The organism is Rehaibacterium terrae, from assembly GCF_014202935.1.
Classification (GTDB): domain Bacteria; phylum Pseudomonadota; class Gammaproteobacteria; order Xanthomonadales; family Xanthomonadaceae; genus Rehaibacterium; species Rehaibacterium terrae.
On sequence record NZ_JACHHX010000008.1, the window covers coordinates 115,173 to 127,153 of the forward strand.

The 11,981-nt window shown below is 70.7% G+C and carries 9 protein-coding genes, 1 pseudogene and 1 CRISPR repeat array; of the genes and pseudogenes, 5 read left to right on the plus strand and 5 right to left on the minus strand.

Features of this window, described 5'->3' with window-relative positions; translation table 11 throughout:
* Window positions 1-82: 82 nt before the first annotated feature.
* The 4 genes from HNQ58_RS07320 (at window position 83) to queF (ending at window position 5,331) form a co-directional block, all read left to right on the plus strand.
* Window positions 83-1,042 (plus strand): ribonucleotide-diphosphate reductase subunit beta, encoded by a 960-nt coding sequence (locus HNQ58_RS07320; RefSeq protein ID WP_246417153.1) that lies wholly within the window; start codon window positions 83-85, stop codon window positions 1,040-1,042.
* 502 nt (window positions 1,043-1,544) lie between these two features.
* A complete protein-coding gene (locus HNQ58_RS07325) occupies window positions 1,545-2,849 on the plus strand; it encodes an amidohydrolase (protein ID WP_183948256.1) in 1,305 nt (434 codons plus the stop codon).
* Window positions 2,846-4,219, plus strand: coding sequence for a hypothetical protein (locus HNQ58_RS07330; protein ID WP_183948257.1), 1,374 nt, complete (start codon window positions 2,846-2,848; stop codon window positions 4,217-4,219). Before HNQ58_RS07325 ends, HNQ58_RS07330 begins: the two co-directional genes overlap by 4 nt.
* 284 nt (window positions 4,220-4,503) lie before the next feature.
* Window positions 4,504-5,331, plus strand: a complete 828-nt coding sequence (gene queF / locus HNQ58_RS07335; RefSeq protein ID WP_183948258.1) for an NADPH-dependent 7-cyano-7-deazaguanine reductase QueF — start codon at window positions 4,504-4,506, stop codon at window positions 5,329-5,331.
* A gap of 178 nt (window positions 5,332-5,509) precedes the next feature.
* On the opposite strand, the gene HNQ58_RS07340 is transcribed toward queF, so the two are convergent.
* Complete coding sequence (locus HNQ58_RS07340; protein ID WP_183948259.1) at window positions 5,510-7,576, minus strand: TonB-dependent receptor; 2,067 nt, start codon at window positions 7,574-7,576, stop codon at window positions 5,510-5,512.
* 179 nt (window positions 7,577-7,755) lie between these two features.
* Between HNQ58_RS07340 and HNQ58_RS07345 the strand changes: the two genes are divergently transcribed.
* Complete coding sequence (locus tag HNQ58_RS07345) at window positions 7,756-8,142, plus strand: YkgJ family cysteine cluster protein (protein WP_183948260.1); 387 nt, start codon at window positions 7,756-7,758, stop codon at window positions 8,140-8,142.
* 22 nt (window positions 8,143-8,164) lie between these two features.
* Here HNQ58_RS07345 and HNQ58_RS07350 read toward each other — a convergent pair whose 3' ends face one another.
* The 4 genes and pseudogenes from HNQ58_RS07350 to HNQ58_RS07365 all read right to left on the minus strand — a co-directional run bounded on the left by HNQ58_RS07350 (window position 8,165) and on the right by HNQ58_RS07365 (window position 10,656).
* Window positions 8,165-8,572 (minus strand): ATP-grasp domain-containing protein, encoded by a 408-nt coding sequence (locus HNQ58_RS07350; RefSeq protein WP_183948261.1) that lies wholly within the window; start codon window positions 8,570-8,572, stop codon window positions 8,165-8,167.
* A gap of 70 nt (window positions 8,573-8,642) precedes the next feature.
* A pseudogene (locus tag HNQ58_RS13660) lies at window positions 8,643-9,161 on the minus strand (ATP-grasp domain-containing protein); the annotation flags it as partial.
* A 136-nt stretch (window positions 9,162-9,297) separates the two neighbouring features.
* Window positions 9,298-10,374, minus strand: a complete 1,077-nt coding sequence (locus tag HNQ58_RS07360; protein WP_183948262.1) for a permease — start codon at window positions 10,372-10,374, stop codon at window positions 9,298-9,300.
* Between the two features lie 141 nt (window positions 10,375-10,515).
* Window positions 10,516-10,656, minus strand: coding sequence for a hypothetical protein (locus HNQ58_RS07365; RefSeq protein WP_183948263.1), 141 nt, complete (start codon window positions 10,654-10,656; stop codon window positions 10,516-10,518).
* 307 nt (window positions 10,657-10,963) lie between these two features.
* A CRISPR array of direct repeats spans window positions 10,964-11,863; the repeat unit is 36 nt; unit sequence GCTTCAATGAGGCCGCGGCTGTTCGCCGCGGATCAC.
* Window positions 11,864-11,981: the final 118 nt, after the last annotated feature.

Genomic DNA, 11,981 nt, shown 5'->3' on the forward strand with positions numbered 1-11,981 from the left:
CAACGTACCCATCCTGGTTTCTCACTCCTCCTCACTCGTTTCTCGTCTGCTCGACCCCGGCTTCGACCTTACCCTGCGGCCGATGCGCTATCCGCAGTTCTACGAGATGTACCGCGACGCGATCCGCAACACCTGGACCGTCGAGGAGGTCGACTTCTCGCTCGACGTCAACGACCTCAGGCACAAGCTCGGCCCGGCCGAGCGGCACCTGATCGAGCGGCTGGTGGCCTTCTTCGCCACCGGCGACTCGATCGTCGCCAACAACCTGGTGCTCAACCTCTACCAGCACATCAATGCCCCGGAGGCGCGCATGTACCTCTCGCGGCAACTGTTCGAGGAGGCGCTGCATGTGCAGTTCTACCTGACCCTGCTCGACACCTACCTGCCCGAGCCGGAGGCGCGCGCGCGCGCCTTCGCCGCGGTCGAGAACATCCCCTCGATCCGCCGCAAGGCCGAGTTCTGCTTCAAGTGGATGGATTCCATCCAGAACCTCCAGCGCATCGAGACCGGCGCGCAGCGGCGGCAGTTCCTGCTCAACCTGGTCTGCTTCGCCGCCTGCATCGAGGGCCTGTTCTTCTTCGCCGCCTTCGCCTACGTCTACTACCTGCGCTCGCGCGGGCTGCTGCCGGGCCTGGCTTCGGGCACCAACTGGGTGTTCCGCGACGAGAGCGGTCACATGGCCTTCGCCTTCGAGGTGATCCGGGTCGTGCGCGAGGAGGAGCCGGCGCTGTTCGACGAGGCGTTGCGGCACGACATCGTGCGGATGCTGGAAGAGGCGGTGGACTGCGAATACCGCTTTGCCGAGGACGTGCTCTCCGGCGGCGTCGCCGGACTGTCGCTGCGCGACATGCGGCAGTACCTGGAATACGTCGCCGACCTGCGCCTGAAGCAGCTCGGCCTGCCGGCCCGCTTCGGTGCCGGCAACCCGTTCGCCTTCATGGACCTGCAGGACGTGCAGGAGCTGACCAACTTCTTCGAGCGCCGCGTCTCCGCCTACCAGGTCGGCGTGCAGGGCGAGGTCACCTTCGACGCGGCGTTCTGACGGGCCGGGAATCGGGCATGGGAATCGGGAGTGGTCAGCCGCGACACCACCCCCACCCAACCCTCCCCCTGAGGGGGAGGGCTTCAAGAGATGCGTCGCCACTTCCTCCGACGGCGAGGGCAGCAAAGGCAAACTCCGTCCACCACCGAAGCGACGCTTCGCTCGCTCCTCCTCAGGGGGAGGGCTTTGTGGCGAGATACCGCCACCTTTCTGCAAAGCGAGTGGAGGATGGCCGGCACGGCCCGCCACCGAGGCGGCGCTTCGCTCGCTCCTCCTCATGGGGAGGGCTTTGTGGCGAGATACCGCCACCTTTCTGCAGAGCGAGTGGAGGATGGCCAGCACGGCCCGCCACCGAAGCGGCGCTTTGCTCCCTCCCCCTCAGGGGGAGGGTTGGGGTGGGGGTGGTGTCCAGCGCTGCCGGGGCATGCTGCCCAGCGCGCGCCCGGTTCACCCCGCGCCGCCGCTGCCGCATGATGGAGCCCTTTCCAGCCGGAGACCGCCGATGCGCCTGCCGCCGCTCGCCGCCGCCCTGCTCGCCGTCGCGCTGACCCCCGCTGCCAGCGCGCACGGCATCCACGACATCGAGTCGCTCGCCGCCGCCGTCGATGCCCGCGTGCTCGAATGGCGGCGCGACATCCACCAGCACCCGGAGCTGTCCAATCGCGAGTTCCGCACCGCCGCCCTGGTCGCCGACCACCTGCGTTCGCTGGGGCTGGAACCGCGCACCGGCATCGCCCACACCGGCGTGGTCGCGATCCTGCGCGGCGGCAAGCCCGGCCCGCGCATCGCCCTGCGCGCCGACATGGACGCGCTGCCGGTCAGCGAGCGGGTCGATCTGCCGTTCGCCTCCCGCGTCACCACCGAATTCCGCGGTGAGACGGTCGGGGTGATGCATGCCTGCGGCCACGACGCCCACACGGCGATCCTGATGGGCGTGGCCGAGGCGCTGACGGCGATCCGCGACGAGCTGGCCGGCGAGGTGATGTTCATCTTCCAGCCGGCCGAGGAAGGCCCGCCCGAGGGCGAGGACGGCGGCGCGCCGCTGATGCTGGAGCAGGGCCTGTTCGCCGACTTCCGGCCCGAGGCGATCTTCGGCCTGCACGTCTGGGCCAACCTGCACGCCGGCCAGGTCGGCTACCGCAGCGGCCCGTTCATGGCCTCGTCCGACCAGTTCCGCATCGTGGTGAAGGGCCGGCAGACGCACGGCTCGCGGCCCTGGGGCGGCATCGATCCGATCGTCGCCGCCGCCGATCTCGTCACCAGCGCGCAGACCATCGTCAGCCGCAACATCGACATCACCCGGCTGCCGGTGGTGCTGAGTTTCGGCGCGATCAAGGGCGGCATCCGCCACAACATCATTCCCGACCAGGTCGAGCTGATCGGCACCATCCGCGCCTTCGACGACGGCATGCGCGAGCAGGTGTTCCGTCGCCTCGGCGAGATCGCCGAGCATGTCGGCCATGCCCACGGCGCGCAGGTCGAGCACGCCATCCCGACCCGGCCCGGCAACCCGGTCACCGTCAACGATCCGGCGCTGACCGCGCGCGCGCTGCCCTCGCTGCAGCGCGTGCTCGGCGCCGACAAGGTGCGCGAGAACCCGCTGATCACCGGCGCCGAGGACTTCTCCTACTTCGCCCGCGAGGTGCCCGGCTTCTACTGGTTCGTCGGCGCCTCGCCGGCCGGCAGCGACCTGGCCACGGTGCCGAACAACCACTCGCCGGAATTCTTCCTCGACGAGGAGGCGCTGAAGGTCGGTACGCGCACGCTGCTGGCGGTGACGCTCGACTACCTCGCCGGCACGCGATGAGTCGCGCGGCGCGCCTCGCCCCCTGGCTGGCAGCGGCGGCCGGGCTGGCCTTCAGCCTGGCCGCGTTCCATCCCGGCTACCTCACCTACGACTCGGCGTTGCAGTGGCTGCAGGCGCGGCATGGCGAATACAGCGACATCCATCCGCCGGCGATGGCGATGCTGTGGCGGCAGTTCGACCGCCTCGGCCTCGGCCCGGGCGCGATGCTGGCCTGGCACGCGCTGCTGTACTGGGGCGGGCTGGCGCTGCTGTTCGCGGCGCTGCCGCTCAAGCCGTGGCTGCGCGCGCTCGCGGTGTTGCTGGTCGGGCTGTGGCCGGCCAGCCTCGGTCTGCTGCCGCACATCTGGAAGGACATCCCCACCGCCGCCGGCTTCGTGATCGCGCTGGCGCTGCTGCGCTGGGACTGCGAGCGCCCGCATCCGGGCTGGCGGCTGGGCGCGCTGGCGGCGCTGCTGTTCGCCTGCCTGATGCGCCACAACGCCATCGCCGGCGCCGCGCCGCTGCTGCTGTGGCTGGTGTGGCGCGAGTTCCGCCTGCAGCGGCCGCAACAGCCCACGCACTGGCCGACGCTGGCGCTGCTCACGCTCGGGCTGGCGATCTCACTGCAGGCGCTGGCGCTGCTGCCGGCGCGCGCCGACAGCGTCCGCCGCGTCACCGCGCCGTGGTCGGTGGTGGCGCTGTGGGACATGGCGGCGGTGTCGCCGCACGAGCAGCGCCTGGTCTTTCCCGACGGCTTCGCCGACCCCACGCTCAGCCTCGACGAGCTGCGCGAGGACTTCTGGCCCAGCGCCAACGCGCCGGTGTTCTACCGCGAGAAACTCTTCCACAGCTTCGACCGTGACTACGACGACGCGCAGGTCGCCGCGCTGCGCCACGCCTGGCTGCGGCTGCCGCTGGACTACCCGCGCGCCTACTTCGGCCACCGCGCCCGGCTGCTGTGGCTGCTGTTCGGCGGCGACCAGGCCGCCGTCGCCGACCATCTGGTGCTGCAACCGGGCATCACCCCGATGGGCGACAACCCGCCGCTGGAGCCCAACCGCAGCGCGCTCAACCGCTGGCTGCAGGCGCGGCTGGACGCGCTGATCGACACCCCGTTCTTCGCCGGCTGGCTGTACCTGCTGGCCGTGCTCGCGCTCGCCGCCGTCGCCTGGCGCCGTCGCCGCGACGACCTGCCCGCCACGCTGGCGCTCGCCGCCGCCGCCTCGGCGGTGGCCTACGTGCTGCCACTGGCCGTGCTCTCGGGCAGCGCCGAATTCCGCTACCTCAACTGGCTGGTGCTGGCCGCCCTGCTGCTGCCGTTCCTGCTCTGGCCAAGCACGAAACCGTGGGCGCGATGGACGTTGCGGCCGGGAGTGCGCAGGAGTGAGTGAAGAGGAGTGAGGGAAGAGGAGTGAGGGAAGAGGAGTGAGGGAAGAGGAGTGAGGGAAGAGGAGTGAGGGAAGAGGAGTGAGGGAAGAGGAGTGAGTGAAGAGGAGTGAGTGAAGAGGAGTGAGGGAAGAGGAGTGAGGGAAGAGGAGTGAGAAACGAGGGGAAGCATCGGCTCGCCGCTGCCCTGCATTTCTCCCGCTTCCCGCGCCGGTGCCCCCGGCTCCTGCCTCCGGCTCGCGATCTCCGTCGCGCCTGCGCGAGGCCGGTCGCGCCGTAGAATATGGCGATGACGACTCCCGAACATTCCCCGCTGGGCAGGGCCGTCGCCTATCCCAGCCAGTACGACCCCACCCTGCTGTTCCCGATCCCGCGCCAGCCCAAGCGCGACCAGATCGGCCTGCCCTCGCCGCCGCCGTTCCATGGCGTCGATATCTGGAACGCCTACGAGCTGGGCTGGCTGGATGCACGCGGCAAGCCGCGGGTGGCGCTGGCCGAGTTCCGGGTGCCGGCCGATTCGCCCAACCTCATCGAATCCAAGAGCTTCAAGCTCTACCTCAACAGCCTCAACCAGACCCGCATCGACAGCAGCGAGGCGCTGCGCGCGATGCTGGTGAAAGACCTGTCGGCCGCCGCCGGCGCGCCGGTCAGCGTGGTGCTGCTGCCGCCGAGCGTGTCGCACGCCTTCCAGGTGGAGCCGCTGGCCGGCGAGTGCATCGACGACCTGCCGATCGCCATCGACCACTACGGCCCGCCGCGCGCCGACTTCCTCGCCGTGGACGATCAGCGCCGCGCCGAAGAAACCCTGGTGACGCATCTGCTCAAGTCCAACTGCCCGGTGACCGGCCAGCCGGACTGGGCCAGCCTGCGCATCGCCTACGCCGGCCCGCGCATCGACCGCGCCGGCCTGCTGCGCTACGTGGTGAGCTTCCGCGAGCACAACGAATTCCACGAGCAGTGCGTGGAGCGGATCTTCCTCGACCTGCTGCGCCGCTGCGCGCCGAGCAGGCTGACCGTGAGCGCCCGCTACACCCGCCGTGGCGGGCTCGACATCAATCCCTTCCGCAGCAACGTCCCCGGCGCCAGCGCCGACAACCCGCGCAGCGTGCGCCAGTAGCCGCCACGCCCTTCGCAGCGGCTTCGGCCACGACCGAGTGATGAGGAGCGAGTGAAGAGGAGTGAGGAGTGAGAGAAAGCATCGGCTCGCCGAAGTCCCTCTCATCTCTCATTTCTCACTCCTCTTCACTCACCCCTCTTCACTCGTTTCTCGCTCCTGGAGTTGCGGCTTCCGCCGCCTACAACGCGGGGCGGTATTCGACGGCGGCGAACAGGCTGCGCCCGGCGCCGGGAAAGTAGCGGAACTGGCCGAAGGCGAGGTCGGCGCGCTCGGCGTAGCGGCGGTCGGTGAGGTTCATCGCCCGCAGCGACACGCGCCACGCCCCGCCGAGGCCGCGCGACCAGCGCAGGTGCAGCAGGTCGTGGCCGCCGTAGCGTTGGGTGTTGGCGGCATCCAGCCAATAGCCGCCGAGGTGCTGCCACTCCAGTTCGACGTCGCCGAAGCGGGCGTGGTCGTGGCCGAGCCGCAGGCCACCGAGCGTGCGCGGCGCGGTGTCCACCTCGTTGCCGCGCACGATGGTCTCGCCGCCGGCGATGGCGCGGTCGAAGGCGTAGCGCTGCACCGCGTAGGCGGCGTTGCCGGCCAGCCGCCAGCCGTCGGCGAAGGCCCAGCGCCAATCCGCCTCGATGCCGCGGTGGGTGGTGCGGCCGTCGCTGAGGTTGAAGCCCTGCGCGTCGCGCAGGATCACGTTGCGTTTGGCGTAGGCGTAGGCGGACAGATCCAGCGCGAAGGCGCCCGCGCGATGCAGGCCCAGCTCGACGCCGTCGAGCGTTTCGGCGCGCAGGTCGGCCACGTCCTGGCCGCGCTGCAGCCGGTACAGTTCGGCCGCCTGCGGAAAGCGGAACGCACGCGCCAACCGGCCGCTCGCGCTCCAGGGCGCATCGAGGACATGGCGCAGGCCGAGCTGCGCGGAGAGATTCCCGAAGGCGTCGGCGCGGTCGGCCGGGCGGTTGTACAGGCAACCGCCGAAGCCGCAGGCCGTGCCGTCCTCGCGCAGGTTGCCGTCGCCGGCGCGGTTGTCGTAGCGGTAGCGCAGCCGCTCGGCGCGGGCGCCGGCGAACAGCGTGGCGCGCGCCGACAGTGCGCGCTCGACTTCGCCGAACAGCGCGAGGTTGGTCGCGTCCACGGCGTAGTCGTAGTGCACGCCCGCCGGACGGATGGCGTTCTGCAACGGCGTGCTGTCGGTCAGCGCGCGCGGCTGGAACTGCCACACCTCGCCGCGGGCGAACTCCACATCCACGCCCCACTGCCGCCGCCACGCACCGTCGTGCCGCCACATCGCCTGCGCGCCGAGGCTGCGGCTGCCGGTCCGCTCCAGCGGCTTGCCGGGGGTGAAGTGCTGGATGAAGCGCAAGTCGTCGCGGCGCACGTAAGGCACGAAGGCGAAGCTGGCATCGTCGCCCAACCACCACTCGGCGCGCCCCTGCAGGCGCAGGGCGCGGCCGTCGCGGAACGCCTCCGGGTTTTCGTTGCGCCGGCGGCGGGCATCGCGGTACGCGCCCTCGCCGGTGACGAAGCCGGCGGTTTCCTGATTCAGGTTGGCCGCCGACAGCAGCCAGCGCCAGCCACCGGTGCTGTCGGGCACGGCGAGCTGCGCGCTCAGCTTCTGCTGGTCGAAGCCTTCGTCGGCGCGAAAGCTGCCGGCGCTCACGCCGTAGCCGTCGATGCGCCAGTGCGCCGCGCCGTCCGTGTCGGCCAGGGTGAACTGTCCGCGCCGGTAGCGTGCCGGCCCGGCTTCGACCGAGAACGCCCGCGCCGGCGCCTCGGCCGGTGCGCGCGGCCGCACGTTGACCACGCCATGCAGCGCGTTGGAGCCGTGCACCGCCGCGCCCGGCCCGCGCAGCACCTCCACCGCGCCGGCCTGCTCGGTGTTGAGCTCGAACAACTGGTTGACGTTGCAGAAGCCGGCCGGGCGGATCGGCACGCCGTCTTCGAGAAACAGGAACGCGCCGCAGGCGCCGGTGCCGGTGAGCACCGGCGAGCGGATCGCGGTGAGCTGCTCCTGCCCCGAGCCGCGGCTGATCCAGGCGCCCGGCACGCGCGCCAGCAGTTCGCTGGCATGGGTGGCGGCGACGCGGGCGACGGCCTCGGCAGCAAGCAGGCTCACTGCTTCGGGCCGTTCGCTGGCCACGCTGTCACGACGCGCGCTGACGGTGATGCGGTCGAGCGTGGCCGGGTCGGGTGTCTGGGCGGCGGCGGGCGCGGCGGCGAGGCCGGCGATCAGCAGGCTGGCGGGTCGGAGCATGGTGTCGGGCAGGTGGGCGGCGGCGATACGCGCGCCATCGGCGGATATGCTCGCATCGTCCGGATCGCGTGCGGGTGAAGCCAGTGCCGATGGTCGCGGCGGGCCGCGCTCGGGCCACTTGCGGGCGGCCGCGGCGCCGCTAGAATTCCGCGCCCGTCGCGTCCCCCCTCCGGCGTCCGATGGAACACCCCTGCCTGCGCTGCGGCGCCTGCTGCGCCCACTACCGCGTCGCCTTCCACTGGTCCGAGGCCGAGGCCTTCCTCGGTGGCACCACGCCGGCCGATCTCACCGAAAAGCTCGACGCCCACCGGCTGGCGATGCGCGGCACCCAGGCCTATGCGCCGCGCTGCATCGCCCTGCAGGGCGAAGTGGGCCAGGCCGCGCACTGCGGCATCTACGCCCGCCGCCCCTCGCCCTGCCGCGAGCTGCAACCGGCCTGGGAGCGCGGCGAACCCAGCCCGCAATGCGACCGTGCCCGCGCCGCCCACGGCCTGCCGCCGCTGACACCCGAGACCTGGATCGACCCGACCGGCCCCGGCCTCAGCCCGCTACCGCGCAGCGCCTGAGCGCACCTGCACGCACAGACGCTCACGCCGCCGCTGCCACCTGCCGCGCCACCACCTCGCGCAGCAGCGCATCGACGATGGTCCGCTCCACCCGCGCGCCGCTGACGGCATTGATCTGCCGCACCGCCGACGGGCTGGTGATGTTGAGCTCGGTCAGCCAGCCGCCGATGAAATCGGCGCCGACCAGCAGCAGCCCGTGCTCGCGCAGGAACGGCCGCAGCGCCTCGATGCAGGCCGCCTCGCGCAGCGACAAGGCCGCGGCCTCGACCTGCGCGCCCTGGTGGATGTTGCCCAGCCAGCGCCCCGGCGCCGGCACCCGGTTGACGATGCCGGCCACCTCGCCGTCCACCAGGAACACGCGCTTGTCGCCCTGCGCGATCGCCGGCAGAAACGGCTGCGCCTGCACGTAGCGCGTGCGCGCCGTGAGCATCGCGCAGCAGGGCCTGGACGCGCGCGTGCAGACCCGCCGCGACGTGCTCGACCACCGCGATGCCGCGCCCGGAGCAATCGTCCAGCGGCTTGACCACCACCGTGCCGTGCTCGCGCACGAAGTCGAGCAGCCGGCCGGCATCCATCGTCACCCGCGACGGCGGCGCGAATTCCGCGAAGCGCGTCGCCAGCAGTTTCTCGTTGAACTCGCGCAGCGCCCGCGCCGGGTTGACCTGCAACACGCGCGGCGGCAGCCGGTCGAGCATCTGCGTCAGGTGCAGGTAGTTGCCGTCGAAGGGCGGGTCCTTGCGGATCAGCAGCGCGTCGATGTCGTCGCCGCCCAACGGCTCGACCGGCCCGAGCGAGAACGGCGCCACCGACAGCACCGGCCGCGCACGCAGGCGAGGCACGCCGTCCTCCAGCGTCACGTCGTGCATCTCCGCCCACAGCGGCGCGTGGCCGCGGTCGAGCAGCTCCTGCATCAGCAGCAGCGAGGTTTCCGTCGCCAGGTTCAGCGACGGGAACGGATCCATCACGAACACAAAACGACACGTCCTGTCCGGCCTGCGCAATACAGTCATCACAGTCATCGCAACACGTCCTGCCGTTCGCCCTGAGCGTAGCGAAGCGAAGTCGAAGGATCACCCGCATCCCGGGGCGCAGCCATCGGCATGCCCAACCGCAGTGCTTCGCAGCGCGCGCCCATCGTGGCAAGTGAATCCGTCCTCACAGCGCCAGCCACGCCGCGTAGGCGTAGCCGACCAGCATCGACAGCCCCAGCGCCAGCGCCACGTACCACACGAACACCCGACGCCTGACGAGCGTGTACACCGCGATCGCCGCCGGGATACTGGTCATCGCCCCGGCCACCATGAAGCTCATCGCCGCCGCCGGCGCCATGCCGGTCTGGATCAGCCCGGCCACCACCGGCACCGCCGCGTAGCCGTTGAGATAGGCCGGCACACCGACCAGCGCCGCCAGCGGAATCGCCGCCGCGTTCTCGCCCACCCAGCTCGCCAGCAGCCCGGCCGGCAACCACGCCAGCATCAGGCTCTCCAGCACGAAGGCCAGCAGCAGCCACTTGCCGAGGAACAGCGTGGTCTTCACCGCCTCCTCCCGGAACAGCGCCAGCCGCGCCGGCTCGCGCCAGAACCGCCACGCCACCACGCCGCCCTGCAACGCCGTCGCCCCGCACCGGCCGCAGGCCCGCCGGCGCAGCGGATCGGCGAAACCGCCCATGCGCTGCAGCGCCCAGGTCACGCCGCCGGCGAACAGCCCCACGCCCACCGCCGCCAGTGTCTTGGCGGTGGCGAACTCGAAGCCGAGCGCGCCGGCGGTGATGAAGTACATGTCCGGCGCCATCACCGGCGACGCCACCCAGAACGCCATCACCGGCGCCAGCGGCACGCCCGAGGCCAACAGCGCCGCGATCACCGGAATCACCCCGCACGAGCAGAACGGCGACAGCGCCCCGAACAGCGCCGCCAGCACGATCGCCTTGCCCGGATTGGCGCCGAACACGCGCGCGATCGAGCGATCCGCGCCCGCCGCCCGCAGCCACGCCGCCGTGGCCACCGACGCGATCAGGAACGGCCCGATCGACAACAGACTGTCGAGCGTGAACCCCAGCGTCGGCCCCAACTGCGTCGGCGCCGCCACCGCGATGCCGACCAGCAGCGTCAGTATCGCCAGCACCGCGCGATCGACCCGCGTCACCGCCCGCGCCGCGCGCACCAGCGGATGGGGCGCCGCCGCCAGCGTGGCGGCAACGGGCGGCGAGCAGACTTTGGTCTCGGCAGGCATGACACGCGATCCTCGAATCCGATGAAGGGGGCCGTCACGCGGCGTGACGGCTATTTGATTGTTCCAGAATAATAGAAATATATCGCCTGTCAAGCGCCGCACCGCCGCGGCACGGGCACGGCAGTGCGGCAGACGGGCCGGTCAGTCGTCCGGAGGCGTGCCGGTGCGCTCGCCAGACAGCAGACGAAGCGCGCCGCCGATCAGGCCGGACAGGAGCATCAGCGCGCCGAGCGCCATCAGCAGCAACAGCACGAAGGCGACGAGGACGAGGAAGGTGGTCATGGGCGAAGCGTACTCCAGATGCCGCCTGTGCGACCCATTGGTCATGCAGATCGACGATGCCCAGGCCCAGACTTGGTTCCCACGCTTGGACGTGCGTGGGCAAAAGCTCACGCCCCCGATGCCCGACCCCAGCGAACTGCTCACCGAGAGCACGCAGCGCCTCTTCGCAGACGGCATGGCTCCCGATGGCACGTCTTGGGTGCTGATGCGTGGGCAGAGTTGCCTGTGCGGCAGTGAGTGGTGGCGACAGCGGCTCTTCGCCGCGGATCACGGCGGGGCTGTCCGTCTCTCCCGGCAGCACGGTGACGCTTCAATGAGGCCGCGGCTGTTCGCCGCGGATCACGGCGAGTTCCGCAACAAGGCCATCCCGGATGGCGAGCTTCAATGAGGCCGCGGCTGTTCGCCGCGGATCACAGGTAAACATGATGGGTTAGCATATGTTCTCGAAGTGCTTCAATGAGGCCGCGGCTGTTCGCCGCGGATCACCCACAACCAGATCCACCATCGCTCGGTTCTCGTGCAACGCTTCAATGAGGCCGCGGCTGTTCGCCGCGGATCACATGCACGCACTCGACCACGAGCCCCTCGAGGGCGGGCTTCAATGAGGCCGCGGCTGTTCGCCGCGGATCACCTGCGGCGCCTGCGCGAGCATCACCGCGAGCGCTAGCTTCAATGAGGCCGCGGCTGTTCGCCGCGGATCACAGGCCAACGCACGGGGCACCACAGAGGCCGCCATAATGCTTCAATGAGGCCGCGGCTGTTCGCCGCGGATCACCGCGTTGCGCGCGCAGGAAGAGGCGCGACTCGCAGCGGCTTCAATGAGGCCGCGGCTGTTCGCCGCGGATCACTGTTCATTTCATAAGGTGCCAAAGGAGGCCACCGAGCTTCAATGAGGCCGCGGCTGTTCGCCGCGGATCACCACTGGGTGGTCGGCGTTCCAGTCACTCGGCCGGAGCTTCAATGAGGCCGCGGCTGTTCGCCGCGGATCACCGCGCGCAGCGAAAGGACCGGCACTCAGTTCGTGCGCTTCAATGAGGCCGCGGCTGTTCGCCGCGGATCACACGAGGGTCTCGGTTAATCCCGGCCGCCAGCCGGAGGCTTCAATGAGGCCGCGGCTGTTCGCCGCGGATCACGACGCCTATGCAGGTGTACTCCGTGTACCGGTTCCCGAGCTTCAATGAGGCCGCGGCTGTTCGCCGCGGATCACCAAGGCAGGCCGCGAGGCTGAATTCGTCGGCCCTGCGAAATTCATCCAAGTGCCGGCAACGTCGTCAGCCACTCGCGCAACGGCGCACCGTGACCGACCTGGCGCCGCCGCCGGGCGC

Bases quoted from the DNA above. Each gene is read 5' to 3' on its own strand.
- HNQ58_RS07365 (WP_183948263.1), bottom strand. From the start codon at position 10,656: ATGACCACCTTCCTCGTCCTCGTCGCCTTCGTGCTGTTGCTGCTGATG.
- HNQ58_RS07340 (WP_183948259.1), bottom strand. From the start codon at position 7,576: ATGCTCCGACCCGCCAGCCTGCTGATCGCCGGCCTCGCCGCCGCGCCC.
- HNQ58_RS07325 (WP_183948256.1), top strand. From the start codon at position 1,545: ATGCGCCTGCCGCCGCTCGCCGCCGCCCTGCTCGCCGTCGCGCTGACC.
- HNQ58_RS07350 (WP_183948261.1), bottom strand. From the start codon at position 8,572: ATGCTCACGGCGCGCACGCGCTACGTGCAGGCGCAGCCGTTTCTGCCG.
- HNQ58_RS07360 (WP_183948262.1), bottom strand. From the start codon at position 10,374: ATGCCTGCCGAGACCAAAGTCTGCTCGCCGCCCGTTGCCGCCACGCTG.
- HNQ58_RS07320 (WP_246417153.1), top strand. From the start codon at position 83: ATGCGCTATCCGCAGTTCTACGAGATGTACCGCGACGCGATCCGCAAC.
- queF (WP_183948258.1), top strand. From the start codon at position 4,504: ATGACGACTCCCGAACATTCCCCGCTGGGCAGGGCCGTCGCCTATCCC.
- HNQ58_RS07330 (WP_183948257.1), top strand. From the start codon at position 2,846: ATGAGTCGCGCGGCGCGCCTCGCCCCCTGGCTGGCAGCGGCGGCCGGG.
- HNQ58_RS07345 (WP_183948260.1), top strand. From the start codon at position 7,756: ATGGAACACCCCTGCCTGCGCTGCGGCGCCTGCTGCGCCCACTACCGC.